22 protein-coding genes are annotated in these 26930 nt (G+C 68.8%); 8 read left to right on the top strand and 14 right to left on the bottom strand.

The window, feature by feature from the left end; genetic code table 11:
* Positions 1-133: 133 nt before the first annotated feature.
* Positions 134-517, top strand: coding sequence for a helix-turn-helix transcriptional regulator (locus ACFVYN_RS10020; RefSeq protein WP_389995204.1), 384 nt, complete (start codon positions 134-136; stop codon positions 515-517).
* Positions 518-1137: 620 nt separating this feature from the next.
* Here the strand turns inward: ACFVYN_RS10020 and ACFVYN_RS10015 are convergent.
* The 7 genes from ACFVYN_RS10015 to ACFVYN_RS09985 all read right to left on the bottom strand — a co-directional run bounded on the left by ACFVYN_RS10015 (position 1138) and on the right by ACFVYN_RS09985 (position 8098).
* Positions 1138-2310, bottom strand: coding sequence for a thiolase family protein (locus ACFVYN_RS10015; RefSeq protein WP_389995201.1), 1173 nt, complete (start codon positions 2308-2310; stop codon positions 1138-1140).
* 56 nt (positions 2311-2366) lie between these two features.
* Complete coding sequence (locus ACFVYN_RS10010) at positions 2367-3044, bottom strand: 3-oxoacid CoA-transferase subunit B (RefSeq protein ID WP_389995198.1); 678 nt, start codon at positions 3042-3044, stop codon at positions 2367-2369.
* Positions 3041-3799: a 3-oxoacid CoA-transferase subunit A gene (locus tag ACFVYN_RS10005; protein ID WP_389995195.1), complete on the bottom strand. Its 759-nt coding sequence runs from the start codon at positions 3797-3799 to the stop codon at positions 3041-3043. The genes ACFVYN_RS10010 and ACFVYN_RS10005 overlap by 4 nt, the downstream gene beginning before the upstream one ends.
* A 750-nt stretch (positions 3800-4549) precedes the next feature.
* Positions 4550-5176 carry a CGNR zinc finger domain-containing protein gene (locus tag ACFVYN_RS10000; protein ID WP_389995192.1) on the bottom strand — a complete coding sequence of 209 codons (627 nt, stop codon included), beginning with the start codon at positions 5174-5176 and terminating at the stop codon, positions 4550-4552.
* 124 nt (positions 5177-5300) lie between these two features.
* On the bottom strand, positions 5301-6089 hold the full coding sequence (locus ACFVYN_RS09995) for an enoyl-CoA hydratase/isomerase family protein (RefSeq protein ID WP_389995189.1): 789 nt from the start codon (positions 6087-6089) through the stop codon (positions 5301-5303).
* 69 nt (positions 6090-6158) lie between these two features.
* Positions 6159-7379, bottom strand: coding sequence for an alpha/beta fold hydrolase (locus ACFVYN_RS09990; protein WP_389995186.1), 1221 nt, complete (start codon positions 7377-7379; stop codon positions 6159-6161).
* Positions 7376-8098, bottom strand: coding sequence for a flavin reductase family protein (locus ACFVYN_RS09985; protein ID WP_389995183.1), 723 nt, complete (start codon positions 8096-8098; stop codon positions 7376-7378). The genes ACFVYN_RS09990 and ACFVYN_RS09985 overlap by 4 nt, the downstream gene beginning before the upstream one ends.
* Before the next feature lie 257 nt (positions 8099-8355).
* On the opposite strand from ACFVYN_RS09985, the gene ACFVYN_RS09980 reads away from it, so the two are divergent.
* The 3 genes from ACFVYN_RS09980 to ACFVYN_RS09970 all read left to right on the top strand — a co-directional run bounded on the left by ACFVYN_RS09980 (position 8356) and on the right by ACFVYN_RS09970 (position 11029).
* Positions 8356-9213 carry an alpha/beta hydrolase gene (locus tag ACFVYN_RS09980; protein WP_389995180.1) on the top strand — a complete coding sequence of 286 codons (858 nt, stop codon included), beginning with the start codon at positions 8356-8358 and terminating at the stop codon, positions 9211-9213.
* Positions 9206-10102: an alpha/beta hydrolase gene (locus ACFVYN_RS09975; RefSeq protein WP_389995177.1), complete on the top strand. Its 897-nt coding sequence runs from the start codon at positions 9206-9208 to the stop codon at positions 10100-10102. The genes ACFVYN_RS09980 and ACFVYN_RS09975 overlap by 8 nt, the downstream gene beginning before the upstream one ends.
* Positions 10103-10177: 75 nt before the next feature.
* Positions 10178-11029 (top strand): MBL fold metallo-hydrolase, encoded by an 852-nt coding sequence (locus ACFVYN_RS09970; protein WP_389995174.1) that lies wholly within the window; start codon positions 10178-10180, stop codon positions 11027-11029.
* 12 nt (positions 11030-11041) lie between these two features.
* Here ACFVYN_RS09970 and ACFVYN_RS09965 read toward each other — a convergent pair whose 3' ends face one another.
* The 6 genes from ACFVYN_RS09965 to ACFVYN_RS09940 form a co-directional block, all read right to left on the bottom strand.
* Positions 11042-11896, bottom strand: a complete 855-nt coding sequence (locus tag ACFVYN_RS09965; protein ID WP_389995171.1) for a hypothetical protein — start codon at positions 11894-11896, stop codon at positions 11042-11044.
* 104 nt (positions 11897-12000) lie between these two features.
* Positions 12001-14802: a LamG-like jellyroll fold domain-containing protein gene (locus ACFVYN_RS09960; protein ID WP_389995168.1), complete on the bottom strand. Its 2802-nt coding sequence runs from the start codon at positions 14800-14802 to the stop codon at positions 12001-12003.
* A gap of 152 nt (positions 14803-14954) precedes the next feature.
* Positions 14955-15791: a carbohydrate ABC transporter permease gene (locus ACFVYN_RS09955; protein ID WP_232649866.1), complete on the bottom strand. Its 837-nt coding sequence runs from the start codon at positions 15789-15791 to the stop codon at positions 14955-14957.
* Complete coding sequence (locus ACFVYN_RS09950; protein ID WP_389995165.1) at positions 15788-16747, bottom strand: carbohydrate ABC transporter permease; 960 nt, start codon at positions 16745-16747, stop codon at positions 15788-15790. Before ACFVYN_RS09950 ends, ACFVYN_RS09955 begins: the two co-directional genes overlap by 4 nt.
* Before the next feature lie 19 nt (positions 16748-16766).
* Positions 16767-18062 (bottom strand): ABC transporter substrate-binding protein, encoded by a 1296-nt coding sequence (locus ACFVYN_RS09945; RefSeq protein WP_389995162.1) that lies wholly within the window; start codon positions 18060-18062, stop codon positions 16767-16769.
* 131 nt (positions 18063-18193) lie between these two features.
* Positions 18194-19132, bottom strand: coding sequence for a glycosyl hydrolase (locus ACFVYN_RS09940; protein ID WP_389995159.1), 939 nt, complete (start codon positions 19130-19132; stop codon positions 18194-18196).
* Positions 19133-19487: 355 nt separating this feature from the next.
* Here ACFVYN_RS09940 and ACFVYN_RS09935 point away from each other — a divergent pair, with 355 nt between their 5' ends.
* The 4 genes from ACFVYN_RS09935 (at position 19488) to ACFVYN_RS09920 (ending at position 25800) form a co-directional block, all read left to right on the top strand.
* Complete coding sequence (locus ACFVYN_RS09935) at positions 19488-20531, top strand: glycoside hydrolase family 43 protein (RefSeq protein WP_389995156.1); 1044 nt, start codon at positions 19488-19490, stop codon at positions 20529-20531.
* A 9-nt stretch (positions 20532-20540) separates the two neighbouring features.
* Positions 20541-21581, top strand: coding sequence for a LacI family DNA-binding transcriptional regulator (locus tag ACFVYN_RS09930; protein ID WP_232649861.1), 1041 nt, complete (start codon positions 20541-20543; stop codon positions 21579-21581).
* A 2-nt stretch (positions 21582-21583) separates the two neighbouring features.
* The gene (locus ACFVYN_RS09925; RefSeq protein WP_389995471.1) at positions 21584-22621 is read left to right on the top strand and encodes a LacI family DNA-binding transcriptional regulator; all 1038 of its coding nucleotides are present in this window, start codon (positions 21584-21586) and stop codon (positions 22619-22621) included.
* Positions 22622-24066: 1445 nt separating this feature from the next.
* Entirely contained in the window at positions 24067-25800 is a 1734-nt protein-coding gene (locus ACFVYN_RS09920; RefSeq protein WP_389995152.1) for a cellulase family glycosylhydrolase, read from the top strand.
* Positions 25801-25996: 196 nt separating this feature from the next.
* On the opposite strand, the gene ACFVYN_RS09915 is transcribed toward ACFVYN_RS09920, so the two are convergent.
* Entirely contained in the window at positions 25997-26860 is an 864-nt protein-coding gene (locus ACFVYN_RS09915) for a WD40 repeat domain-containing protein (protein ID WP_389995468.1), read from the bottom strand.
* Positions 26861-26930: the final 70 nt, after the last annotated feature.

Genomic DNA, 26930 nt, shown 5'->3' with positions numbered 1-26930 from the left:
ACAGGAAAGCTCCTACCGGAAGCACTTCGGGGCCGAGGTCAGATTCGACTGTCCGAGCGCGGTCCTGCGCGTCCCGAGCCAACTGTTCTCGACACCGGTCAGCGGCGGCGACGACCTGCTTCACGACATCGCGATGGACCATCTCGAAACACACTTCGGCCACCAGCACGTGCCGATGTCGGACCTGGTCGCAGCGATTCTCAGCGAACAGCTCGGATCCAGCGGTCCTGACCTGTCGAGGGTCGCGCGCCTGCTGAGTCTCCACCCGCGTTCACTGCAGCGGTCCCTGTTCAAGGAGGCAACGACCTTCTCCGGTGTCGTCGATCGTGTACGCAGGAGTCAGGCCCTGGACTTGATCACGACGACCGACCTGTCCTTCTCGCGGATCGCGGCCAGCCCGGGGATGCAGGAACAGTCCAGCCTCACTCGTGCGGTACGTCGGTGGTTCGACACGTCACCTTCCAGACTGCGACGCGAAGGACAGGAGCCGAAAGGACATTCCGCCCTCATCGACTGATCGTGCTCCGCGAGCCCCGAGCCGGCCCCGGGTGGTCTCGTCTCTCTACGGTCTCAAGTCCGCCGTCACAGGTCTGCGCTCGGAGTTGCCTCTGCCCGGGATGGTCTGTCCGGCCCAGATGACCTTGCCCTCACTGCTGTGCGGTGGCCCCAGCGCTCGGCGAGCTTGGCGACCAGGAGCAGGCCGCGGCCGCCGGCATATGCACAGGCCACAGCTGGTGCGCGGGAAGCGTCAACGCCCGGACCCTCGCTCGCCGCCCGGTCGGGATCTCGCGGCGAGCGAGGTCGGCCAGCTCGGCGGGACGGGAGAACAATATTCCCCAACTCTCGCCGAGCCGTTCATGAAAACGCAGTTCACCGGTGGCGGACTCTGCCGTGGAATCGGGGGCGAGGTCACCTATTTGGAGCGTCATTTCGTCGTTCTCCTTCTACCAGGGTGGGGTGTGGGTATCGCCGCCCTGCAGGGGCTTTCGCGGGTGGGACCCCGGGCGGCCGTGCGGGCGAAAGCGGTCGCCTCGGCCGGCAGGCGCGCGGCGGCGGTATCGGCGTCGCCGCCATCCGAAGGATCCCGCTGCACACAGTGGGCTAAAACCCCGCCGTTGTCCGATGTGGTGTGCCCGGTCATGCTTCGAGCACTACCGCGAGTCCCTGGCCGACGCCGATGCAGATCGCGGCGACTCCGATACCGCCGCCGCGTGCGGCAAGTGCGTGTGCGAGGTGTCCGACGATGCGTCCTCCGGAGGCGCCGAGGGGGTGGCCGATGGCGATGGCGCCGCCGTCGACGTTCACCTTCCGGGGATCGAGTTCGGGCCAGAGCCGCATGCAGGCGATGCTCTGGGCGGCGTATGCCTCGTTGAGTTCGACGAGGTCGACGTCCGACCAGGTTCTGCCGGCGCGGGCGAGGGCGCGGTTGGCTGCCTCCACCGGGGCGATGCCGAAGACGTCAGGGTCGTTGCCGGCCACTCCTCGTCCGGTGATGCGGGCCAGGGGTTGTGTTCCGGGCAGTGCGTTCTCGGCTCCGAGCAGTACTGCGGAGGCACCGTCGTTGAGGGGAGAGGAGTTGCCCGCTGTGACGCTTCCGTTGGCGACGAATGCCGGCTTGAGCGCGGCGAGGGCGGCCATGCTCGTGTCGTCGCGGATGCCCTCGTCACGGTCGAGGTGGACACCGGGGAGACCGATGACCTCTGCCGCGTAGGCGCCCTCGGTGAATGCGCGCGCCGCGTTCTGATGGCTGCGCAGGGCGAAGTCGTCCTGTTCCTCGCGTGAGATGGCGAAGCGTTCCGCGAGGATCTCGGCTGTCTGTCCCAGGGGGATGGTCCACTGCTCGGGCATGCGGGGGTTCACGAGCCGCCATCCCAGGGTTGTGGAGACCATGGTCGCGTTGCCTGCCGGGTAGGCTCGATCCGGCTTGGGCACGACCCACGGTGCGCGGCTCATCGACTCGACGCCGCCGGCGAGCACGAGCGTTGCGTCACCTGCTTCGATGGCGCGGCTGCCCTGGATGACCGCCTCGACTCCGGAGCCGCACAGGCGGTTGACGGTCACGCCGGGCGTGCTGGTGGGGAACCCCGCCAGCAGTGCGCCCATTCGGGCCACATCGCGATTGTCCTCGCCGGCGCCGTTGGCGTTGCCGAAGACGATGTCGTCGATCCGCTCCGGGTCCAGGTCCGGCTGCCGCTCGACGAGGGCGCTCATGACATGTGCGGCGAGGTCGTCCGGGCGTACGCCCGCCAGTGCTTTGCCGTACTTCCCGAAAGGGGTTCGTAGCGCGTCATATACGAAGCTGGCGGTCATGACCTCGTCCGTTTTCGTTCATGGTCGTCGAGTGGCGGGATTGTGCTGGCGTCTTGTCAGGAACGGTCGGCAAGGGGGACAGCTCGTCCATCCCTGAGGTGCAGGCCGGTCGCCGAGGTGAGCGCGTCGATCGTGGCGGTGCCGAACAACTCGCGCACCGCAAAGCCGGCGGGGGTGATGTCGAATACCGCGTGGTCGGTGTAGACGCGGGTGACGCAGCCCACGCCGGTGAGGGGGTAGGTGCACTGTGTGACGAGTTTTGGTGTGCCGTCCCGGGTGAGCAGATCAGTCATCACCCACACCGACTTGGCACCGATCGCCAGGTCCATCGCCCCGCCGACCGCGGGTATGGCGTCGACGGCGCCGGTGTGCCAGTTGGCCAGGTCGCCGTGCTCGGATATCTGGAACGCCCCGAGCACGCAGATGTCCAGGTGCCCTCCGCGCATCATGGCGAACGAGTCGGCGTGGTGGAAGTAGGAGGCTCCCGGCCGCTCGGTCACCGGCTGCTTCCCCGCGTTGATGAGGTCTGGATCGATGCGGCCTGGCGCTGGTGCGGGCCCCATCGCCAGCATGCCGTTCTCGGTGTGCAGGACGACTTCCACGTCTTCGGGGATGGCATCGGCCACGAGCGTCGGCGCGCCGATCCCCAGGTTCACGACGGAGCCCTCGGGAATGTCGAGCGCTATGCGGGCGGCGAGTTCGCGGCGGGAAAGGCCGGGGCTGAGAACGGTCATCGGTTTTCGTCCCGTGATTCGATGGTGCTCGGGTTCGGGTTGCCCTCCGCGTCCGCGGCGCCGACGAAGGCACCCTCACGCAGCCACGTCCGCTCTCCGACACCGACCACCCGATCGACGAAGATCCCCGGCGTGACAACGGTCTCGGGATCGATCGCGCCCAACTCCACGACGCGGTCCACCTGTACGACGGTGCTCTGCGCGGCGGCAGCCATGATCGGCCCGAAGTTCCGCGCGGTCCTGCGGTACACCACGTTGCCCCAGCGGTCGGCCAGATGGCCGCTCACCAGCGCATGGTCGGCGTGCAGAGGGTGTTCCAGCACGTGGTCGCGCCCGTCGATGACCCGATGCTCCTTGCCGGCGGCCAGCGGGGTGCCGAAGCCGGTTGGAGTGAAGAAGGCGCCGATTCCCGCGCCTGCGGCTCGGATGCGTTCAGCCAGTGTCCCCTGCGGGGCGAGTTCGAGCTCGATCTTCCCCGCCCGGTAGAGGCGGTCGAAGACATAGGAGTCGCTCTGGCGCGGGAACGAGCAGATGATCTTGCGGACGCGGCCTGCGGCGAGCAGAGCGGCCAGGCCCGTGTCTCCGTTGCCCGCGTTGTTGTTGATGACCACGAGTTCGCGGGCGCCCTGCTCGAGAAGGGCGTCGATCAACTCCACGGGCTGACCGGCTCTGCCGAAGCCACCGATCATGATCGTTGCCCCGTCCTCGATGCCCGCCACGGCCTCGGCGACACTCGGACAAACTTTCGAGATCACGTGACATCACCCTTTCGCGAAGCGGCCTCAATGCCGCCCCGCTGGCGGTAACGGTACATCGAGAGAGGCGATTCGTACATAGTCAAAATGCTAATGACTATGTACAAGGCATGTTGTCGAGGGGCTGTGCCGCACTTCCGCCGGGCAACTGGGCCATGCGTCAAAGGGTTCACCCGGGGCCGGGTCAGCCGCCTTTGGCACCCGTAGTCACGTGCAGGGCGGTGCGGCCGGCTGCGTTGATCGCCGAACCGAGAGCGAACGGCGCAGACAGCGACTGGGCGGCGGTTCCGGACTGGGCGGGCCGGGTGAGACCAGCACCGAGGTCGGTCGGCAGCGCGGTGGGCTTGGGTCCGAGGGCGGCGCCGCTCATGGAACCCAGGTGCCGTTGGCAACCGGCCTCCGGCCGAAGGGAGTTCCGGCAGCAGAGGGCTGGTGACGTAGGTGAGATCGGGGCAGCGAAGGCCGCCTGCAGAGCCTGCCCCGCGATCAGCGACGCCCGCGTTCGACGCGAGGCCGCACGGGGCTCAAGCTGGAGACGGCCCGCGTGACGAAGCGGCAGCCGACGAGCATCCCGCGAACTCCGCCGGGCAGATCACACCGTACGGCGAGGTCGCCCGGCGTGCCGCGGCGGGAGGCGTCAGCCATGCTTCGGCGTCGCCGTCCGGCCGGGCCTACTCGGTCTCTGTGACTGAGCATCTTCGGCAGCGCCCGCACCGCGCGCGACGGCGTCCGCTTGCGGACGCCGTCGCATCACCGCGCCGAGGAGAGCCCGCGTTCCTTCAGACGAGCCCGATAGGCCCGTACGTTCTGGGTGTTCCCGCAGGTGGTGACGTCGTGCCAGAGACGCGAGCAGTTCTTGGAACGGTCGTAGAACGCGCCGCGACAGCGAGGGTTCGCACACACCTTCAGTCGCCGCATCGTGTCGGCATAGGTGGCTGCGGCCAGTTGGATCATGACGTACGAGCGGAGAAGTTCGACACCCTTGCCGCGAGCGTGCAGCCGCGCGCCTCCGGCGTCCAGACTGACGGCTGCCGTCGTCTCGATCGACGGCGCGGCGACGGCGGCGGATGGTTCGTCGGCATGCCCGGTGGCCAGCGCGGCACGGAGGTCGTCGCGCAGCGATCGGAGGCGAGCGAGGCCCCGTGCATCAAGGGGGCCTGGAGCGGAAGGAGCGGTGGAGTCGATGCTGCTGAGCGTTGCGAGGGAGGACCGGAGCCACGGCTCCGCCGTATCGACGGACTCCAGGAGGTCAGGCCGGCGTGGCTTGCCCAGGCTCGCTGTGTTCAAGAGGTCCTGTACGAATCCCAGCCCGCCCGGGGCGTTGTGCTCGACTTCCTCATAGCGGGCCGAGGCCGGCCATTGGACCGCCGCACTCATCGTGTCCTCCTGGTGCCGTCAGGGTTCTTGCATCGCCTCTGTAAGAGCCTATCGCTTTCACCTGTGACCCATGGCCAGAGCGCATGAGCGGGGCCGCCTGCACGACGGCCCCGCGAGGGAACCCCTATTCCCCGGTGAAGTCGACGGTGGGCCGGGGCTGTCCGGCCTTGTAGGCCGTCACGGCCGACGTGAGAGCGACAGCCACGTCCTTGGACTCGAAGAGGGGGATGGCGATGTCGAACATCGAGTCGTCGGCTGCGCTCACACCCCCCGCTTCCCACATCCGCAACAGCGCCTTGTGCGCGGCGTGCGCCCGGGTGGGCCCTGCGGCCACCTTGCGCGCGAACGCCCGGGCGGCTTCGAGGACTTCGTCATCGGGGAGGACGTGGTTGACGACTCCGGCCTGCGCCATGGTGGCAGCGGGCACCTGTTCCGAGGTCAGTGCCCATTCGTAGGCCCTGGCGCGGCCGGCCCGAGCGGCCGCTCGGTAGATGCCGCCAAGCAGGGTGACGATGCCCAGCGTCTGCTCGGGGTGCCCGAACCGTGCGCCCTCGCCGGCGAAGATGACGTCGGAGCGCAGGGCGAGTTCGAAGCCCCCGCCGAAGCACAGGCCGTTCACCGCTGCGATCACTGGCACGGGAATCTGCTCGAAGCGGTTGAAGGCGAACATGTACCGCTCGAACAGCATGCGCAGCTGCCGCACGTCGAGGTCGGGCCACGTGACGATGTCCCCGCCGAAGCAGAAGTCAGGCCCTTCGGCCCGCAGCAGGATCGCCCGCGCCCCCGATGACTCCGCCTTCTCGACCGCTGCGAGCAGCTCCTCGGCCATCTGTTCGTCGATACGGTTCTGCGGCGGGTTGTCCAGGACGATCTCGGCGACGTGGTCGTTGATGTCGAACCCAAGATGGCTCATCGGTCTTCCATTTCTTTCCTGCGGACACGGCTGCTGAAGGTGGCCACGCGCGACATACGGGGAACTGGGCTATGCGCCCTGAGCGGGCTGCGGGTCGCCCGCATAGAAGTGGTCGGGCGGGACGATGCCGGCCAGCCGGTCGCGGACCGTGGCGGAGAATCGCAGGACTGCTCCGAGCGGACGATGGTGGATCGCCGCCCGGACGACATCGCCCTCTGCGTTCTTCTCCAGAAAAGTGACGCCGGAGAACTCCACTCCACCGAACGCCGTCGCCTTCCACTGCAGGTAGGTCGTGGTGGCGGCGGAGGCCTCGGCGGTGAACTCCAGCGACTCGTAGATCGTGCTCGCAGCCGCGAGAGCGGAGGCGACGAGCGACCGACCGGCGATCGGCCGGGCAAGAATGCTGGCCTCCAGCACGACATCCTCGGCGAAGCCCTGGGCGAAGGTGTTCTCGGAATGTTCCGAGAAGCCGCTGCGCCAGCCCGAAGCCGCATCGCCGGCATTCAGGTTCTGGAGGAAGCCGAGGACTTCGCGGGCCAGGGCGTGGGGGTGCTCCACGTGCAGCCAGTGCCCACCGCCGGGCACCGTCGCCTGACGCGCAGCAGGGAAGCGAGGCGCGATGGCACCCGTGACAACTTCCTCGGTGACGAAACCGTCGCTGTCGCCCCGGACGATGAGGACGGGGCCCAAGTACGCGCTCTGTTCCGGTGCCTCCTCGGCACCGTTGTTCCAGATGTCGACGTACCGTGCGACCACGGGCGGGGCGACCAGCAGGCCGCTTCGGCCCAGCTCGTCCAGTGCCTCCTTGTCGAGCGCCGGCGAGAGCTGGGTGCGAACGGCACGCTGGGCCTCCGCGTTCCCGCCGAGTGCCCGGAACGGCACGACGGCTTCCTCGGGCAGACGGGTGCCCCCGAGCGGGACCGGCGTGAGCAGAACCAGTCCGGCGACGCGCCCGGGCCGGGCGGCGGCCGCGAGTTCAGCAACCTGGGAGCCCACGCTCTGGCCCACCACGACGACGGGGCCCTTGATGTCGTCGACGACGGATGCGACCTCGTCGGCGAACAGGGCCAGGCTCAGCTTCTCCACGTCCCCGGCGGAGGACGCACGGGTCCCGGAACCCGGAAGATCGATACGGGCCGTCGCCACGGCACCCTTCAGGGCTTCGACGAAGCCGTCCCAGACGGTGGCATCGTCCAGGAAGCCGTGGACGAGCAGCAGTGTCGGCGCCTGCGGGAGCGCCTCGCCACCGCCGGTACCGGCCGGGTCGGTGCGAACAAGGTCTCTGGTCATTTCGGTTCCGTCCTCGTTGATCCGGAAGGCGACCATTCCGCCGTGTCGATGGGTGAGAAGTCCGTCGGACGTTCGTCGAGCCGCGCGCTGCGCGTCACGCGCAGACGCTCGACGAGCTCCTCGGGAAGGGGCGTGGTGAAGATGTTGTCGACGAGCGAGTACTCGGCGGCCAGACGCCCAACGGCCCCCAGGGCACCGATGTCGATGCGCCCGCCGGGCAGGTAGAGGTCGTCGCGCACGTGGAAGCGCTCCACGCGCCCCCAGACCACGTGGTCCGGCATCGGGGGCATGGGGATGATCCGATCGACCACGCACTCCAGGGAAATGGGGGCGTCGGCGATCCGGGGCGCCGCTACGACCTCGCACGTGCCCTTCTCCAGGCCGAGTGCCTCGAATTCGTCGACCTCCGGGTCGAACTCGAAGGCGGAGCGGTGCACCTCGTCGGCATGGCCGATCGACGCCATGTTCACCACGAACTCACCGGTGTCCTGGATGTTGACGAACGTGTCCTTCAGCGTGATCTCGTCGGAGCGGGGCTGAAGGGAGATCGACACGATCGGGGGGAGGCGGCCGACGACGGTGAAGAAGGACACCGGGGCCACGTTGCCGATGCCCGCAGTCGACCGGGTACTGACCCAGGCGATCGCGCGCGGCAGAACGCTGCCGATGAGAAGTTTGTAGCTCGACCTGGCGTCGAGCGATGCCGTATCGATGATCATTTGCACTCTCCGTTGAACGCCTCATCCGAAGGGCTGCCGGTCTCGGCCTGCTCTCGGCGCCGCGACGATGGCCGACTCGATTCCCGGTCGGTACCGGGTTGCAGATAGCCCCGGGAAGCGCGGGGCGAGAGGGACGACCCCTGATGTGTACAGGAGCGTAGCGCTTACATATGTGACAACGCCAGGTGTGCGTCATCTAAGAAATGACAGAGCCATACCGTTGTCACCTGTGTACCAGGCTGTTAGGGTCCGCCGCTATGAGAGCAACAACGCTTCCAGGTCTCACCGGGGAACCGGCACTGGAGATGCTCCACGCCGCGCCACTGAGACCCGCGGCACCAGGAACGCCCCAGTTGCTGTTCGTGCACGGTCTTGGCTACGCCGCCTGGGTCTGGGAGGACTGGATGGCCGCGGCTGGACACGACAGCTGGGCGGTCTCCCTGCGCGGCCACGGCGGCAGCGGCGGCACCACCGCCCGCTCCGCGCTGAGCGACTACGAGGCCGACGTCGTCCGCGCCGCACGCTCGCTCCCGGGGCCCGTCGTGCTGATCGGGCACTCCATGGGCGCGCTCGTCGTCCAACGCGCGGCCGCGGCGGCGAACGCCGCTGCCATGATCCTGGTCGCTCCGCTGCCCCCACGCCCCGCGGTGCACACGATTCTGGCGGTACTGCGCCGGCAGCCGTGGGAAGTGCCGCGCTACATGGCCGGCAGGCCGCTCAAGCTCGGTCCCCACATCCTCTACGCCTACCCGGACGACCCGGCGACGGCCGAGGCGAGCAAGCGCCTGACCCCCGACTCCCCGCTCGTCCAGTACCAGTTCCTCTTCCACCGGCCGACGCGCGTGCCGCCGCTGCCGGTCCTGGTACTCGCCGCCGCGAAGGACCGGCTCGTGCCCCTCGTCTCCGTACGGTCCACCGCGCGGCGCTACGGGGCGCGACTGCGGAAAATCGCCGGCGTCGGACACACCATGATGCTCGACCCGGAATGGTCCGAGGGCTGGAAGCAGATCGAGTCCTGGCTCGCCGACGGCCCCCCGACGGCAGCCCACCCCACCGGCCCGCCACCCACCCGGCGCGGCAGGAGTGACACCAAGGAAAAGAGAAACCATGGCTGACAGGCGAGACGTGGCCTTCACCGCCGACGGTGGAGTGACTCTGCGCGGCTGGTACTTCGTACCCGAAGGCGAAGGTCCGCATCCGGCCATCTCCATGGCTCACGGCTACGCGGGCGTCAAGGAGCACGCCCTGGAGGGCTTCGCCCGGCGGTTCGCCGAGGCGGGCTTCGCCGTACTCCTCCACGACCACCGCACGTTCGGCGCCAGCGACGGCGAGCCACGTCAGGACGTCAATCCGTGGGTGCAGGCCGAGGACTGGCGCCGGGCGATCTCCTTCCTGGAGGCGCAGCCCGAGGTCGATCCGGACCGGCTCGGCGTCTGGGGAAGCAGTTTCGCCGGCGGGCACGCCATCGTGCTCGGTGCCACGGACCGGCGCCTGAAGGCCGTCGTCGCGCAGGTCCCGAACATCAGCGGCTACCGGCAGGGCCTTCGGCGGGTGCCTCCGCATCTCGTTCCCGCCCTTGAGGAGGGGTTCTCGGAGGAGGAGCGCAGAGCCGCCCGCGGAGAACCACTCGACTACCAGCAGATCGTCAGCGCCGATCCCGCGGTCCGCGCGTCCTACTACTCCCCGGACGCGGTCGACTTCTATCTCCAGGAACTTCCCGAGGGAGTCTGGGAGAACAAGGTGACCGTGCGCTCCACCCGCATGGCGCGCATGTACGAGCCCGGGTCGTTCATCCGCAGGGTGTCCCCCACGCCTCTGCTGATGATCGTTGCCAAGGACGATTACCTGACGGTGACCGACGTCGCTCTCGAGGCCTACGAGGACGCCCTCGAACCCAAGAAGCTGATCCTCATCCCCGGCGGCCACTTCGACCCGTACCGCGCCCAGTTCGAGCGCGCCGGCTCGGAAGCACTCGACTGGTTCCGGAAGTTTCTGCAGGCATAGAAACGAGTGCGCCCCACACGGCCGCCTCGACCGCGGGGCACGGGCCCCATGACGACCAAACGACAGGAGTCGGCCATGGCCGGTAAGAAGGACCTACGATACGCAGTCCACATCTCACCCTCGATCCCCACCGAGATCAGTGATCTGCCGCCCGGTGTGGAGCGGCGGATGTGGTCGCCCATCTCCTCGACGCTCGTCTACGGCGAGCGGGACGCGGTACTCGTCGACCCGGTCATGACGGTCCAGCAAGCCGTCGCGCTCGCCGAGTGGGTGGAAGCGTACGACCGGAATCTGACGACGGTCTACGTCACCCACGGGCACGGAGACCATTGGTTCGGGCTGGCGACTCTCCTTGAGCGCTTCCCGAACGCCCGAGCGGTCGCAACGCCGGCGGTCGTCGAGCACATGGCGAAGCAGATGGAGCCGGGCTTCGTCGAGAGTTTCTGGAACGCGAGGTTCCCGGGCCAGATCCCGGACCGCCTCGTGGCAGCCGACCCGATGGAGGACCGGGTGCTCGAACTCGAGGGCCGGGAGTTGACGGTCGTGCCGCTCGGTCACACCGACACCGACGACACGACCGCACTGCACGTCCCGTCCATCGGGCTCGTGGTCGCCGGGGATGCCGCCTACAACGACGTGCACCTCTATCTCGCCGAGTCGCCGAGCGAGGGCCGCAAGGCGTGGAAGGAGGCGCTCGGCGTGCTGGCCGGCCTCGGAGCCGACCATGTCGTGGCGGGGCACAAGCGTCCCGGCCGGCCCGACTCCCCCGGCATCCTCGCCGAGACCCGCGCCTACATCGATGACTTCGAGGACTGCGTCGCGCGCACCGCCTCCACGGAGGAGCTCTACCAAGCGATGCTGGAGATCCACCCGGACCGGGTCAACCCGGGCGCCCTGTGGGGCTCGGCCCGGTCGGTGAAGGGCTGAACTGTCAGTGGGTCAGCTCACCGGGAGGGCGTCGAACACCGCGTGGTGCACGCTGACGCGGGCCGATGCCGTGAGGCGGCCGATCACCGCCTGGTAGCGGTCCAGGACATACGCCTGCCGGACCTCCTCGCGTGCCGCGGCGAAGGACTGGTGCGGGAAGTCGCCGCGGTGGGCGGTGAAGTAGGACCGAAGGGCGCTGTCGGACGTGCTGATGGCCCGCGTGTCGGTGAGCCTGTCCCGGAGGGCGGCGGCGAGGTTGCTCAGGACATAGGTGAAGTAGTTCGATTCGGTGTACTGCACCGGGCCGTAGATGACCTGGTGGGCGGCGACGGCCTTTCGGCGGCGGGCGTTCTCCGTCTGCCAGTTGTGCAGGAAGGCGTCGTACCCGGAATCCGCCACGAGGCCCTGGTGATGGGCCAGGGTCAACTCGACGGTGATCCTGGTGACGTCGGCGAGTGCCCGCTCGCGGAGGTATGCGGCGGGTGTCCGGCCGTCGTGCGGAGTGGTCCAGAAGTGAGGGCCGTCCACGGCCCCGAACCTCTGCCGGAAGTGGGTGAAGGTCGCCGCTCTCTCCTGGGCGAGGTAGAGGGCGAACTCTCGTACCGGAATCTCTTGGCCGTCGATCGTGGCCACCACCGCTGTGACGGGTGGGGCCGGTGGCCGGCTGTTCCGCATGTCAGGGAGCAGGACCGCCGCGGTGACGGCTGCCGCGGCCAGCACCGCGGCGACGGCGATCAGCCAGAGCGGCACCGTGGGGCGTGCCGCGGCGGACGTACGCGCCGAGGCGGCTGTGCGGCCCCGGCCGCCACGGTTGCCGCGCGGACGGTCTTGCGCCGGTGTCCGGGGCCGGTGCGTAGAGGTGCTCATCGTCGGCTCCTTTCTCGTGGGTACGTCCGAAGGGGCGACGGGTGCCCGGCCCGGGTCGCGTGCTGCTCTGACCGGGTGGGCACCCGTCGCCCGGCGCCGCTGGTTCAGCCGGCGGCGAGGGTCTGGATCTCAGCGGTGCTGAGCACCCGGTTGTAGAAGTGGACGTCGTCGATCTGGCCGTTGGTGAAGTCCACCGGCCCCTGGTTGTAGGTGCCCGCGCCGATGAGGGTCGCGCCGTTCGCCTTCCAGGGGGAGGTGAACGACGTGCTGCCCTGGAGGGTGCCGTTGACATACAGCGAGATCGTCTGTGCGCTGCTGTCGTACACGCCGAGGACGTGGTACCAGGTGCCCGTCGTCGCCGCGGAGCCGGCCGTCACTGATGTGGCCGCGGACGCGTTCGCGTCGGAGGCCCGGGTGACGAAGGTGAACTTGCCTCCTGACAATTGCAGGTAGAAGGGGCTGACCTTGCCGCCGACGAGGCTGGCGAAGGTCTGGTTGTTGCCGCTGACGGAGTTGAGTTTCACCCAGGCACCGACCGTGTAGCTCTGGCTCGTGTCGATCACCGAGGAAGGGACGACCGCCATGGTGACGGCGGTGCCGTCGAAGCTGAGCGAGTCGCTGCCGACCTTGCCGCTGCCCGCCCAGGTGGCGTTGCCCTCGGTGTAGCCGTCGTCGGTGTTGCCGAGCACGTTGGTGACGGTCTGTCCGCTGCCCTCGTCGAGCTGGTAGTAGCCCGCGGCGCCGGTCCCGAGGGCGTACGCCTCACGGGTGGTGATCGCCCGGGGGATCATCCGTACGTCGTCGATGGCGCCGTTGGCGAAGTCGACGTTCGCGCCGTTCCACTTGGCCCGGCCGATCGTGGTGTGGCCGGTGGCCTTCCACGGTGAGGAGAACGCCGTGGTGCTCTGGAGTTGGCCGTTGACGTACAGCGCGATGGTGTGGGCGCTGTTGTCGTACACACCGGTCAGGTGGTACCAGGTGCCGACGGCGGGACTGCCGCCGGTGACCTGCTTGAACGTCGCGCCGGTCGAGTCGGAGCTGCGGACGGTGAAGGCGAAGGTGCCGTTCGACAGCTGGAGGTAGAAGGGGCTGATGTTCGACCCGTCGATGCTCGCGTAGGTCTGGTTGCCGGTGACGCTGTTCGGCTTCACCCAGGCGGAGACCGTGTAGCTGCCGCTGGTGTCGACGGCGGGGGTGGGCACGTCCACCCAGGAGTTGCTCGCGCCGGTCAGGCTGACCGCGCCCGAGCCGACCTTGCCGGTCGTCCAGGAGGCCCCTGCCTGCAGTGTGCCGTTGTTGGCGCCGCCGGTGAGGTCGGCGGTGGCGGTACCTGAGCCCTCGTCGAGCGGCCAGTACGCGCCCGCGTGGGCCGTGGGTCCGGAGACGGCCGGGCCGTTGTAGGCGCCGATGTTGGGCGCTGCGGTGGCGGAGACGGTGTTGCCGAAGTAGTCCTGGCCGCCGTTGCCGGAGACGACCGCGCCCGCGCCGAGGGCGGGTGAGCCGCTGCGCAGTTTGTAGACCGCCGCGGAGGACCGGCCCGTTCCGCCGGCACCCGGGTTCACGAACAGCGGGTCTGCGGTGATCTTCGCCGAGTCGGCCGGTTCACTGGCGGGGTGGTTGCCGTAGAACAGGTTGTGGGTCCACGTCGTTCTGGTGGTGGAGTAGCCGCCCGTTCCCAGCTTGTAGACGATGTTGTTCGAGAAGGCGACCGTGCTGTTAGGGGTGCCGCCGGTCACGCCGCCGTTGTCGCCCTCGCCCATGTAGATCGTGTTGTTGTACACCTGGGCGGTGGTGTTGCTGTCGACGCCGCCCATGCCGGGGAAGACCGCGTTGGACGCGCCGTCGTTCTGGCTGATGTTGTAGCGGATCACCGAGGACTTGGCGCCGAAGCCGCTGCGGCAGCACCACTCGGTGAAGCCGAACGGGTTGTCGTGGCTCCAGTTGTACTGGATGACGGTGCCGGTGTTGTTGTTGTCGATGTCGAAGGCCTGGCCGTCGACGAAGTTGCGGTACTGGCGGGAGACCTCGTTGTTCTGGAACACCGCGTTGGTGGTCCACCCGTTCCACAGGCCGGCGCCCGAGTAGCGGTAGCCGTTGTCGGTGGCGACGTTGTTCTGGATGACCGGTGAGGCGCAGAAGACGCAGACGATGTCGTTGCCGCCCATGTCGGTGAGCGTGTTGCCGTCGATGACGACGTTGGTGGTGTTGATGTTGTGGTTCAGGCCCACGAGTGAGCCGATGTAGATGCCGCCGGCGTCGTCGTGCGTCAGCGTGTTGTTGCTGATCTGGACGTCGTCCCAGCCGCTGGTGGTGTTGTTGTCGGTGACGTCGAAGGCGATGCCGGAGGACTGGCTCGGCTGGACGGGGTTCTGGACGTTCGCCCAGTAGCCCTTCACGTCGTGGATGTTGTTGTTCAGGATGTGGATTCCGGCGAGGATGCCGGTGGTGTCGTTCTCCAGCTGGATGCCGCTGCGCAGCGCCGCGCTGGCGGCCGGATTGGTGATCTCCAGGTTCTGGATGGTCCAGTACTGCTGGTCCTTGAGGTAGATGGTGGCCGCGGCACCGCCTCCGTTGAGGATGGGAGCGGCACCGGATCCGTAGCTGGAGACCACGATCTGGTTCCCCGAGGCGCCGGATCCCTGGGGCTGGAGTTCACCGGTCCAGGAACCGCCGGACTGGAACAGGATCTGGTTGCCGGCCGTGAACGTCGTCGCGTTGACGTTCGTGAGCGTCTTCCATGGGGTGCTGGTGCTGCATCCGTCGTTGCTGTCACTGCCGGACGACGACGAGATGTAGTACGTGGTGCAGGTCGCCGCGTGGGCTGCCGTGCTGGGGACGAGCACCAGTCCCAGCGTGGCAGCCGCGCTGCCCAGGGCCGCCATGAGGCGGCGTGGCCATCTTCGCATTGCGTTCCTCTTCGAACGGAGCGGATGAGTGAGGTGAAGCAGACCGGTGCGCACGCCGTGCCCGGCGATACGGGGAGAGGGGCGCGCCGAACGCACCGGTCGATCAGGGAGGCGGCGGCCAACTTGCCGGAGGCAGGGCGCGGTTGCCGCTCTCAGCCCTTGACGGCGCCGCTGAGCAGGCCGGACATGATGTGCCGCTGAACCGCGACGAAGAAGACCACCATCGGGACCAGGGCCATGACGCTGAGGGTCAGGAAGGCGGGCCAGTCGACCTGGAACTGCCCGACCGAGGTGTAGACCTCCAGCACGATCGTGCTCTTGCCCGGGTCGCTGAGGTACACGTTGGGGGTGAAGAAGTCGTTCCAGATCCACATCGTCTGGAACACCGCGACGGTGGCCAGGATGGGCCGGATCAGCGGCAGTACGATCCGCCAGAAGACCTGCCACGGACCGCAGCCGTCCAGCCGGGCCGCCTCGATGACCTCGAACGGCAGGGTGGCCATGTAGCCCTGGATGACGAACCAGCAGAAGATCGATCCGGCGCTGTAGACAAGCACGAGGCCGTTCAGGCTGTTGACCAGGCCCAGCTTCACGAAGATCTGGTAGACGGGGATGAGCGTGGACTGGGTGGGCACGACGAACGCGAGCAGAAGGAGCTTGCCGAAACGCCGGTTGAACCTGGTGGGGCGGATCGTCAGGGCGTAGGCCGCCATGGCGCCGATCAGCACCATCAGGGCGACCGAGAACACCGTGACGTAGAGGGTGTTCGCGAAGGCCGCCGCGACGGGAACCTGGTTCAGGACCCGCCGGTAGGTGGAGAAGTCCGGTGAGGTCGGCAGCGCCAGCGGTGAACCGGTGGTCTGCTGCTGTGACTTGAGGGTGTTGACGAGGACGTAGTAGAAGGGCAGCGCCATCACCGCGGATACGGGCAGCATGTAGGCGCTGGTGAGCCAGCCCCGAGTGCGCAGCCGGGAGAGGATCGCCGTCACCGGAACCTCCTTTCCAGCCTGCGGGTCACGGAGAGTTGCAGGGACAGCACGGTGGCGACCGCGATCAGGAAGATCACGCCCAGCGCCGCGCCGAGTCCGTAGTCGCCCTCGGCGATGCCGCGTTGCACGAGTACCTGGGTGATGGTGTAAGTGTCGTATCCGGGGCCGCCGCCGGTGAGGGTGAACGGCAGGTCGTACACCCTGAGGCCGTTGATGAGCAGCAGGAACTGACTGACCGTCATGGCCGGTGCGAGCAGCGGCAGAGTGATGCGGAAGAACTGCTGGCGCGGTGTGGCCCCGTCGATGGTGGCGGCCTCGTAGTAGTCGCGAGGGACGGACTGCAGGTAGGCGAGGTAGAGGACGGCGTGCCAGCCGGCCTGTGCCCAGACCCCGACCACGATCACCGAGACCTTGGCCAGGGTGTTGTCCGACAACCATGGCACCGGGCCGACTCCGAAGAGGCTGCCCAGGACGGAGTTGATCACCCCGGAGGACAGTGGCGACAGGACGAACGTCCACACCAGGCCGAGGATCGCCATGCTGGGCACGGCGGGGAAGAAGAACGCCGCACGGACCAGACTGCGGCCGGGGAAGCGGCGGTTGAGGATCACCGCGAGCGGAATGGCCAGGACGGTCACGATCAGGGTGGTCGCCACCGCGTACAGCAGGGTGAAGCCCAGGCCGGTCAGCACCGAGGGGTCGGTGAAGATCTGCCGGTAGTTCCGCAGCCCGACCAGGTGCCGGGTCGGTGAGGAGCCGCTGTAGTCGGTGAAGCTGTAGTACACCGACTCGGCGAGCGGCACCAGGAACAGCACCACCAGCACGACGGCGATCGGTACCAGGAACGCCTGCGTGGTCAGCTGCTCGCGCAGCCGGCGGCGGCGGCCCGGGCGGGCCCCGCCGGGTGCGGTGCCGGCGCGTGCCCGGGTGGGGAGGTCGGAGGTCTGAATGGCCATGAGGGCTGTCGCTTCCCGCTTACTTCGCGTCGAGCTGCTTGAGCTTCTTGTCCAGCGCGGCGGTGATGTCCTGGGGCTTGACCGACCCCTGGACCATCTGCTGCATCTGGGTGTTGAACTCCTGGATGAGCTCGTTGGAGTGGCGCGGCCAGGCGACGACCGGAAGGTAGATCTTGCCGGAGCGGGCGCCGAGGGCCTGGTTGGTGATGCCTTCCGCGAAGCTCGGCGTGAAGTTGCTGGTGGTGGTGATCGCCCCGCTGGACTTGCCGTACGCCTTCACGGCGCCGGGGCTCGCCAGGAATTCGAGGAACTTCAGGGCTGCCGCCGGGTTCTTGGCCTTGGGGTTGATCGCGTAGCCCGGGCTGGCGGCACCGGTCCAGTAGCTGTTGCCCTGGGTCATGCCAGGGATGGCCTCGGTCTGGAAGGACAGGTGGGGGGCGCTCTTCTGGACCGTGGGCACGTTCCAGGTGCCGGCGCCGAACATGGCCACCCGTCCGTTGGCGAACTCGCTGACCACCTGGTCGCTGGTCAGACCCAGCACCGCCTTGGGCGTCAGCTTCTGGGTGTACAGCTTGCTGTAGGCGACCAGCGGTTCGGTCCAGGTGTCGGCGAAGGTGGCCTTGCCCGCGAAGATGTCGGCGTCCGGGAAGTTGCCCTGACTGGCGAAGTACCCGCCGAGCAGACCCCACAGCGCCATGAAGTTGCCGTCGTGTGCGGCGTCGTAGTAGGGGGTGATTCCCTTGTCCTTCAGCTTGCGGCACAGCTTCAGGAACCCGTCCCAGCTGTCCGGCAGTTTGTCCGCCCCGACCTTGGCGAGCAGCTCCTTGTTGTACATGATCCCGCCGGCCCAGGAGGAGATCGACAGTCCGTACACCTTGCCGTCGACCGTCATGAAGTCCTTGTTGGCGGAGTTCATGGGCTCCAGGAACTTCTGGCCGGTCAGGTTCTTCACGAAACCGCCGCCGACCAGCTGCTTGTCCTCGGCCGTGAGGATGAAGACGTCGGCGCCGGTGTGGGCCTGGAGGCGGGTCTGCAGGGTGGAGACGTACTGCGGCACGGGAGGGGCGTAGGAGAAGGAGACACCGGTGCCGGTCTGCTTGGTGAACAGGTCCAGCACCGGCTTCATGACGGTCTGCGTGTCCCAGGAGAAGAAGGACACGGAGCCCTTGCCGCCGGCGCCGCTCGCCGCGGTGCTGGTGGAGCAGGCGGAGGTGCCCAGCGCGGTGCCGCCGAGGACGGCGGCCATGAGGCTGCCCTGGACGAAGCGTCGTCTGCTGAGCTGGGGGGTGCCGTTGTCGTTGTGGTTGATGGACATGGTGGTTCCTCTCGGGGAGCGCGCGGGGGGGCGGCGGTGTGGTGTGCGCGGGTGTGCCGGTACGGGTGTCAAGGTCAGGCGGGAGTGCCGGGGACCGGGTCCGTGGACGTCAGGGCCGGGGTCCGTAGGCGTCAGGGCCGGGGCAGGGCGTGGAACGGAACGGTGTCGCGGTCGAGCAGCAGTTGGTCGCCGTGGGTGGTGAGCCGGGCCAGCTGCACCACGGAGCGGCGCTGCGCCGGTCCGTCGCTGTCCGGGGACTGGGGGTCCCGCTCGGGGTGGGTGAAGTAGAAGATCCAGGCCGCGTCGGGTCCCGCGACGACGTCGGCGTGGTGTCCTACGCCCTGGTCGTCCTCGCGGGTGCCGGATCCGTCGAGAATGCGGCCCGCCGGGGTCCAGTCGTCGAGGTCGGCGGAGCGGAACACGTCCTGGCCGTCCCAGCAGTCCACGACCATCCAGTACCGGCCGCCCAGCGCGAAGACGTTGGGTCCTTCGTGCGGCCGGTGCTCCAGGACCGGGCCCCGTACTCGCCAGTCGTACAGGTCGGCCGAGTCCGCGGCCCAGGTGTGCGAGCCGTGGGCCTCGTCCTTGTACCACATGCGCCAGCCCGAGCCGTCGGGCAGCGGGTGGACGCAGGCGTCGATGACCTGACGTGAGCTGAGCGGCACCGGTCCGGCCTGGACCCAGTGCCACAGGTCGCCGCTGGTGTAGTGCAGGATCTGCCGGTCGTGGCCCTCCCAGCGGTCCGGTACACCGCGGATGTAGCTGACGTACATGTGGAACACCCCGTCGGGTGCCCGCACGATCTCCGGGGCCCAGAAGGTGTTGGTGCCGGGCTCGAACGGGAGGCTGTCCAGCACGCCGCGGTAGAGCCAGTCGCGGCCGTCCGCGCTGGTCGCGACGCCGATCGCGGTGCCGTGCACCCAGGCGACGCCGGGCGCGGCCACGTCTGAGCGGCGCTGTGTGTAGAACATCCACCACTGCCGGCCGTCGTACTGCACGACGGGATCGGTCGGACCCGCGTGGACGGGGTCCTCGTACAGGGGTGCCGGGGCGGGGACAAGGGAGGCCATGACGACCTTCTTCTGCCGGCGACCGCCGGCTTCGTCGGGAAGCGTGCGCCGACACACCGCGTTAACCGGGTGTTACGGCTGGGAGGCGGGATCAGGATGGCCGCCAGGTACATCGTCGTCAACCCTCTTCTGTCGGCCTTTTGCCAGACCGACATCGAACGGCACTTCCAAGCAGCCCCGCTCTGATCAGCATCTGCGCAGTTCAAGGCCATCGCCTTCGTCGCATTCTCCAATCTTGAGCCGGGGCGCAGCGAGGCCTGCCTCGCGCAAAGGGAGGTCTCGCTCTTTGACAACGATGAATCTCCGGTGCGAAGCTCGCACCACGCCGCCCCCGCAGACGAGGAGACAAGCCCCCGTGCCCCAGAGCGCCCACCGCGATCACCGAGCCGCAGGTTCGGCACAGCCGCCTCTCGGCGCGGGACCCGAACGGCCCGCCGGCTATCTCTTCGCCCACTTCACCGGCGAGCACCGCGCCGACGGCGAGCAAATCCGCTTCTCGCTCTGCGACAGCCCCCGCATGGACCGCTGGACGGAACTCACCGGCATTGCCCCGCTCGCCCCCGCGGGCGGCGGTGCGCGGGATCCGTTCCTGGTGCGGGCCGCGGACGGCAGCGGATTCCACCTGCTCGCCACCGACCTGCGCATCCACGGCGGAGCGGGCTGGGAACAGGCGATCGCGCACGGCAGCCGCGACCTGCTGGTGTGGAGTTCGGCCGACCTTCGCGGGTGGGACGGGCCGCACCGGGTCACGGTCATGCCGGAGCAGGCCGGGTGCGTCTGGGCGCCCGAGGCCGTCTATGACCCCGGCCGGGAGGAGTACCTGGTGTTCTGGGCCTCCACCGTCTACCCGGACGACGACCCGCTGCACGAGAGCCCTTCATACCAGCGCATGTACTGCGCGACCACCAAGGACTTCCGCACGTTCGGGGACCCACGGGTGTGGGTCGACACGGGGTACCCCGTCATCGACTCCACCGTCGTGGAGCACGACGGATGGTTCTACCGGTTCACCAAGGACGAGCGCCTGCCGGGCACACCGGACGCCCCCGACGCCAAGTTCGTCTTCGTGGAGCGCTCCCGGGACCTGACCGCCCCCGACTACGAGCCGGTGGCGCGGGGCGTGGGCCGCGGCACCGAAGAACTGCCGGGGCTGGCGCACGCCGAGGGGCCGATCGTGCTTCCGGCGCCCGACGGTCGGGGCTGGCTGCTCCTGCTGGACGAGTTCCTCGGCCGCGGATACGTGCCCTTCCGGGCCGACCGCCTGGACAGCCCCGTATGGCTTCCCGCGGCCGATCCGGAGGTCTGCGCGCTGCCTCCGGGACTCCGCCACGGATCGGTGCTGCCGCTCACCGAGGCCGAGTGTGCCGGGCTGCGCCGCCCGGCCCCGGCCGGAGCCTAGAGTTCGGTCATGTCCACGATGAATGACGTGGCCCAGCGGGCCGGTGTGTCGCTGAAAACGGTCTCCCGTGTGGTCAACGGCGAGCCCAACGTCAGCGAGCAGACCCGGCGGAAGGTCGACGCCGCCATAGCGGAGCTGGACTTCCGGCCCAACTCGGTGGCCCGCAACCTGCGCACCGGCCGGATCGACCTGATCGGCCTCGCCCTGCCGTACCTGTCCCAGCCGTACTTCTCCTCGCTCGCCGAGGAGATCATGCGGGAGGCGGAGCGCCACGGGCTCACCGTGCTGATCGAGCTCACCGAAGGAGACGCCGAGGCAGAACTCGCGCTGGTCCGCGAACACGGGCCGCACCTGGGCGGGTTGCTGATGTACCCGGTGGGCCTGTCGGACGCACAGGCCCTCACCGTGGCCCGGACCGTGCCGACGGTGTTCATCTCCGAACGCGCCTACGACGCACACGTCGACCGGGTCGCCATGGCCAACCGGGAAGGCGTCCGGGCCCTCGTCGGACACATGGTGTCCCTGGGATACACCCGCATCGCGGCCCTCGGTGCCGACCACACGGGCCGGCCCGAGCGGGCCGCCGCCCACCTGCGGCTGGACGGCTACCGGGACGGGCTGCGCGACGCCGGCCTGCCCTACCTCCCCGAACTCGTCCTCGAAGTGGGCACCCCGCACTGGAACCGCCAGGAAGGGTCCGCGGGAATGCGCCGGCTGATCGAAGGGGGCATCCCGTTCGACGCCGTGGTCGCCTTCGCGGACGCGCTGGCGCTGGGCGCCCTGCACGCCGTGCAGGAGGCAGGGCTGAGGGTCCCGGCGGAGGTGGCGGTGGCGGGGTTCGACGACACGGACGACGCGCGGTACGCCCACCCGTCGCTCACCTCCGTCGCCCCCGGCAGGGCCCAGATCGCCCGCGAAGCGCTGGCCCTGCTGAACGACCGCATGAACGGTACGGTCGACCAGGAGCCAGGACGGCTGGTCGTCGCCGACTTCCAACTGACCGTCCGTGAATCGACGTTGGGGGGGATGGCCGCATGGGGCGGGGCGTGACCATGCGTACCGTGGCCGAAAGGGCGGGCGTGTCGACGAAGACGGTCTCCAACGTCATCAACGGCACCGGCTCCTTCAGCCCGGAAACGGAGCACCGCGTCCGCGCGGCCGTCGAGGAACTCGGCTACCGGATCAACCCCTTCGCCCGCGGCCTGCGCTCCCAGCGCACCGGCACCATCGCGCTGGTCCTCCCGAACGTCTACCAGCCGTTCAACGCCGAGCTGGCCGAACAGGTCATCCGGGCCCCGGAGACCCAGGGACTGAAAGTGGTGGTCGAGACCACCCGCGGAGACGCCGACCGTGAACGAGCCGTCCTGTCCACGTCGCACAACGAACTCGTGGACGGGGTCATCTACGTGCCGCAGGCCCTCACCCCCGAGGACTACCTGCCCCTGCCCCTCACCCAGCCCACGGTCATCCTCGGCGAACGCCCTGCCCAGGCGGCCGGGCTGAGCCTGGACTACGTCGAGATCGCGGACGAGCAGGGCGCACACGCGGCCGTCGCCCACCTGCTCGCCCAGGGCCGGCGCCGTATCGCCGCCCTGTGCGAACAGGCTGAGCCGCGAGCCGGCGGCCGACGTCTGCGCGGCTACCGCAGAGCGCTCGAGGACGCCGGGGTCGCCTACGACGACTCGCTGGTCATCGGCGTGGACAACGCCGACCTGTGGTCCTCCGGCGCCGGCGCGGTGGCTCGTCTCCTGCGCACCCGCGTCCACTTCGACGCCCTCTTCTGTTACAACGACGTGGTCGCCATCGGCGCCCTGTCGGTCCTGGCACGAAGCGGCGTCGCCGTCCCGGACGACGTGGCCCTGGCCGGATTCGACGACATCGAAGCTGCCCGCTTCGCCTCACCGCCGCTGACCACCGTCGACCCGCGACGCGAGTCGATCGCCCGCAAGGCCGTGTCGCTCCTGCGTTCCCGCATGGACGCGGAGGACTTCCGGGCACTGCCCGGCCGCTGCGACAGCGCCGGGTTCGTCCTGCGCGTCCGCAGATCCTCCTCGGCCACATCGGACACGCCTGTCGACTCGTCGGCATGACAGGCGTCATCTCCCTCCCCCGCGCCGGCGTGCGGGGCACGGCCGCCGCAACCAGCGTGGTCGGGCCGGCCTGCCACCCTCAAGCCAGTTGCGGCGCCATTGCTCCACTGAACGCTCGCTCACCCGCAGGTCCTTTGGCGATATCCGAGGTTCTGTCACCACGTGCGAACCTCCGTCCTTCGCCGACGGGTCCATTCGGTCGCCGCGGCAATGATGCGATCTCCGACCTCGGGGGCAGGAGTTCGAGCGGGCGGCCTCGAGTCGCTCGTGGAGGCTTCGGTTGTCGGTGGCGAGCCGGCGGACGCGCTGTTTGAGGGTGGTGTTCGTTGGTGATCCGCTGGACGGCGCCCTCGGTCCACTCGGCTTGCAAGTCGCTTACCTGACCGAGGAGTTCGTCGATCTGAACCAACCAGCCCACCGCCCACCACCAACTCGCGGCCCTGCCCCGGCGGGACATCGCCGTCGCGCACACCGCCTCCACCACCGGGCACGCCAGAAGAGAGTCCCGCTCCGTCAAAGACCTGCGGAATCGCGGACGGACTCGGCGGGATCGCCTTCCCCCACGCTCGCCTCGGCCTCCGTGTCCACCGCCGCCGCAAGCCGCAAGCAGCAAGCAGCAAGCAGACACGAAAGCCCGAGACACGCGAGAGCGTCTACGCCTTCACCAGCCTCGACGCCCACCAAGCCCACCCTTCCGAACTGGCCGCCGCGATTCGCGGACACTGGGGAGTGGAAAACTCCTCGCACCACATCAGGGACGTGACCTTCGCCCGGATGTCTCCACCGTTCACACCGGAACCGCCCCCCGTGCCGTGGTCACCCTCCGCAACCTCGCCATAGGCACCCTGAAAACCCTCGGAGCCGACAACGTCGCCAAAACCACCCGGCGATCCGTGACGGGCCCGGACGAGCCCCTGCCATCCTGGGCGTCAGCAACTACCCGGACACCCACAGAACTTGATCAAGCCCTGCTCGGCTACGCGATGGACGACCACGACCGGACTCCGCTGATATCCAGGCGTCACCGCACCCACTGCCCCGGACCAGGACAGAGCCCGAGCGTCTCGATGGCCCGTGGCTTGCCGGGACGTTCCGGTCCGTTGCTCGCGGGCCGGGTGCGGTGCAGTGGAGGCGTGAGATCCCCCCGGCCTGACCCACTCCGCGCGAGATCCACCGCCGGGCGACCGCCGATCCCGTCGGCGTCGGCGTCGGCGTCAGATGAGCAGGGAACCCCGACGAGCCTGCGCGACACCGCGCCTGACGCCGCCCATTGCAGGGAAGCGCTTCGACGCAAGGACTTTCGGACTGGATGCAGTTTCCATACGGATCAGCCCATTCTCTCTGTCGCCGGGCTGCGCTAGGCTCCCGCAACGTGTCGAAGCGCTTCGACGTTGAGTTGACGCGGCCGACATCAGGGCAGGCCTTTCGACTCGATGGAGAGCTCAATGCCGAGTTCAGCCGGTTTCACTCGCCGCCAGGCCATGACGACCTCCGCGGCCCTCGCCGTCGCGGCGTTGTCCACCCCATCGGCCGCCCAGGCCGCCGCCCGGTCCGCTGCCCGGTCCACTGGTTCCGCCGCGTCGGCGTCCGCGCTGGACGTGGTCGCGGACATGCAGCCCGGCTGGAATCTGGGCAACACCTTCGAGGCCATCGGCGCCGACGAGACGGCGTGGGGCAACCCTCGGGTGACCCGGGCGTTCTTCCGCAGGCTGAAGACACAGGGCTTCAGGAGCATCCGGATCCCGGTGACCTGGGGCCAGCACGAGGGCCCGGCTCCGGCCTACACCCTCGACCCGGTGTTCCTGGCCAGGATCAAGGAGGTGGTCGACTGGGCCTTGGCCGATGGGTTCCACGTTCTGATCAACATGCACGGTGACGCGTGGCAGTGGGTGCTGAACATGCCGGCCCAGCATGACGCGGTCCTGGCCCAGTACACGGCCACCTGGCAGCAGATCGCGGCCACCTTCCGGGACGAGTCGCGCCGACTGCTTTTCGAGAGCGTCAACGAGCCCTTCTTCACCGGCAGTTCAGGCGACGAGCAGAACGCCGTTCTGATGAACGAGCTCAACACGACCTTCCACTCCGTAGTGCGCGCGACCGGCGGAGGCAACACCGACCGGCTGCTTGTCATGCCGACCCTTGGGGACACCCCGGATCAGGCCAAGATCGACAGCCTGGTCGCCACCTTCGCCGCGCTCGACGACCCGAATCTCGTGGCCTCGGTCCACTACTACAGTTTCTGGCCCTTCAGCGTGAACCTCGCCGGCTACACGACCTTCAACGCGGCCACCCAGCAGGACCTGACCGACACGTTCGACCTGGTCCACAAGGCCTTCGTGGCCAACGGGATCCCGGCCGTCATCGGTGAGTACGGGCTGCTCGGCTGGGACTCCGGCCCCGGCACGGTCGAGGAGGGGGAGACGCTCAAGTACCTCGAGTACCTCGGCCACTACGCGCGATACCGGGGCTTGACCACGATGCTGTGGGACAACGGCAGTCGCTTCAACCGCCGCACTCTGCAATGGAACGACCCGAGCCTCTATGCGCAGATCCGTTCGAGCTGGACCGGGCGCTCCGGCACCGCCTCCACCGATCAGCTCTTCGTGCCCAAGGGCGGGACCCCGGCGGACGCGACGATCACGCTGAATCTCAACGGCACACGGCTGACGAGGATCGATGTCGTCGGCGCCCGCCACCTGGTCCGAGGCGTGGACTACACCGTCAGTGGCAGCACGCTGACGATCGCGGCGGCGACGCTCGGCCGGCTGACCGCGTCGCAGGAGCACGGCACGAATGCCGTCCTGTCCCTCCGGTTCACGGACGGAACCCCCTGGGCCGTCAACGTCATCACCTACGACAAGCCGGTGCTGACGAGCGCGACAGGTACGACCGCCTCGCTGGTGATACCCACCGCCTTCAACGGCGACAAGCTGGCGACCATGGAAGCCGTCTACGCCGACGGCAGCCCCGCCGGTCCGCAGTCCTGGACGACGTACAAGCAGTTCAACGTGGCCTTCACGCCGGACTACACCGCGGGCACGATCACCTTGCCGAGCGCGTTCTTCGGCGAGGTCACCGACGGCGCCGCCGTGACCCTCACCTTCTACTTCTGGAGCGGGGCGCGAGTGACGTACACACTGACCAGGTCCGGCACCGCGGTCACTGGTACCTCCGCCTGAAATCGGGCCCATCGGGAAGTCGCGAGGCTGCGAGACCTTCGGTACCGGCTGGTGACGGGCGCTTCGCTGTACGTGCCCCGCGGTGTGACGGCCGGTCTCCAGGGATCGGCCGTCAGGCCGTTCACCTCCGGCCCGGCGAGGGCCCGGTGGTGCGGGAGCGGCACGTGCCCGGACAGGCCCTGCGCCACGGGACAGGTCACTGCCGTGTGAGCGGTAGTCGGAGGACTCCCCGGTCGTGTCCGACGATCAGGTCTTGGCCTGCGGTGGCCAGACAGGTGACCGCCACGTCCACGGCGATGTGCCGCACCGTGCCGCTCTCCGGTTCCCATACCCGCAGGTTGCGCCCAAGTCTGGTGCCGATGACCAGGACAGTGCGGCCGCCGTGCGGCATGGCGGCAGTCATCACCGGAACCCCGGCGGTGCCTGTCGAGGCGGGCAGACCGTCACCGACGGGGCCACCCGTCGCGGGGTCCCACAGCATGACCGCGCCGCGGTCGTCTGCGGTGGCCAGCACGGTTCCGTCGTGAGTGGGCACAGCAGCCACCGCTGCCGCACGGTGATCGGCATCGTCGAGCGCGCGTCCGCTCAACTGCACGGCCGCGCCTGGTTCCCAGGGGTCGTCGACGGCCGGGTCCCACACGTGTACGCGGCCCCCTGTGTCCGCGGCCGCAATCAGGGTACGGCCGACGGCGATCGCAACGGCTGCGATCGAACGGATCGGGCTTCCATACGGGTTGAGGCGCCCGACCGCCTCACCGGTGTCCGGATTCCACAGCCGGACCGCGCCTCGGGGGGTGGCGGTGACGAGCAGGGTGTCACCGTCGGGGACGGTCGCGGCACACATCCCGGTCACCCCGCCGGGCCAGTTGCCGGCCGGGTCGCGAACCGGCCGCCCGGTGACGGGGTCCCACACGGCGATCGTCCCGGTGTCGCCGCCGCTTGCCAGGAGGATGCGGCCGTCGGGGAGGGGCAGGACCGTCATCGAGCGGATACGGTCAGGATGTCCTGTCAGCGGTCCATGGACGAGCCGGCCGTCGGCCGCATCCCACAAGCACAACATGCCCCTGCCACCGGCACCGGCACCGGCACCGGCACCGGCCACGAGTGTCGGCTGACCGGGGCGGGATACG

The sequence above is a fragment of the Streptomyces sp. NPDC058307 genome, assembly GCF_042880295.1.
Classification (GTDB): Bacteria; Actinomycetota; Actinomycetes; order Streptomycetales; family Streptomycetaceae; genus Streptomyces.
The sequence above is the reverse complement of the archived record's forward strand: the minus strand, read 5'-3'. Positions and strand labels throughout refer to the sequence as shown.

Bases quoted from the DNA above. Each gene is read 5' to 3' on its own strand.
- ACFVYN_RS10020 (WP_389995204.1), top strand. From the start codon at position 134: ATGGACCATCTCGAAACACACTTCGGCCACCAGCACGTGCCGATGTCG.
- ACFVYN_RS10015 (WP_389995201.1), bottom strand. From the start codon at position 2,310: ATGACCGCCAGCTTCGTATATGACGCGCTACGAACCCCTTTCGGGAAG.
- ACFVYN_RS10010 (WP_389995198.1), bottom strand. From the start codon at position 3,044: ATGACCGTTCTCAGCCCCGGCCTTTCCCGCCGCGAACTCGCCGCCCGC.
- ACFVYN_RS10000 (WP_389995192.1), bottom strand. From the start codon at position 5,176: ATGAGTGCGGCGGTCCAATGGCCGGCCTCGGCCCGCTATGAGGAAGTC.
- ACFVYN_RS09995 (WP_389995189.1), bottom strand. From the start codon at position 6,089: ATGAGCCATCTTGGGTTCGACATCAACGACCACGTCGCCGAGATCGTC.
- ACFVYN_RS09990 (WP_389995186.1), bottom strand. From the start codon at position 7,379: ATGACCAGAGACCTTGTTCGCACCGACCCGGCCGGTACCGGCGGTGGC.
- ACFVYN_RS09985 (WP_389995183.1), bottom strand. From the start codon at position 8,098: ATGATCATCGATACGGCATCGCTCGACGCCAGGTCGAGCTACAAACTT.
- ACFVYN_RS09980 (WP_389995180.1), top strand. From the start codon at position 8,356: ATGAGAGCAACAACGCTTCCAGGTCTCACCGGGGAACCGGCACTGGAG.
- ACFVYN_RS09975 (WP_389995177.1), top strand. From the start codon at position 9,206: ATGGCTGACAGGCGAGACGTGGCCTTCACCGCCGACGGTGGAGTGACT.
- ACFVYN_RS09970 (WP_389995174.1), top strand. From the start codon at position 10,178: ATGGCCGGTAAGAAGGACCTACGATACGCAGTCCACATCTCACCCTCG.
- ACFVYN_RS09965 (WP_389995171.1), bottom strand. From the start codon at position 11,896: ATGAGCACCTCTACGCACCGGCCCCGGACACCGGCGCAAGACCGTCCG.
- ACFVYN_RS09960 (WP_389995168.1), bottom strand. From the start codon at position 14,802: ATGCGAAGATGGCCACGCCGCCTCATGGCGGCCCTGGGCAGCGCGGCT.
- ACFVYN_RS09950 (WP_389995165.1), bottom strand. From the start codon at position 16,747: ATGGCCATTCAGACCTCCGACCTCCCCACCCGGGCACGCGCCGGCACC.
- ACFVYN_RS09945 (WP_389995162.1), bottom strand. From the start codon at position 18,062: ATGTCCATCAACCACAACGACAACGGCACCCCCCAGCTCAGCAGACGA.
- ACFVYN_RS09940 (WP_389995159.1), bottom strand. From the start codon at position 19,132: ATGGCCTCCCTTGTCCCCGCCCCGGCACCCCTGTACGAGGACCCCGTC.
- ACFVYN_RS09930 (WP_232649861.1), top strand. From the start codon at position 20,541: ATGTCCACGATGAATGACGTGGCCCAGCGGGCCGGTGTGTCGCTGAAA.
- ACFVYN_RS09925 (WP_389995471.1), top strand. From the start codon at position 21,584: ATGCGTACCGTGGCCGAAAGGGCGGGCGTGTCGACGAAGACGGTCTCC.
- ACFVYN_RS09920 (WP_389995152.1), top strand. From the start codon at position 24,067: ATGCCGAGTTCAGCCGGTTTCACTCGCCGCCAGGCCATGACGACCTCC.
- ACFVYN_RS09915 (WP_389995468.1), bottom strand. From the start codon at position 26,860: ATGTTGTGCTTGTGGGATGCGGCCGACGGCCGGCTCGTCCATGGACCG.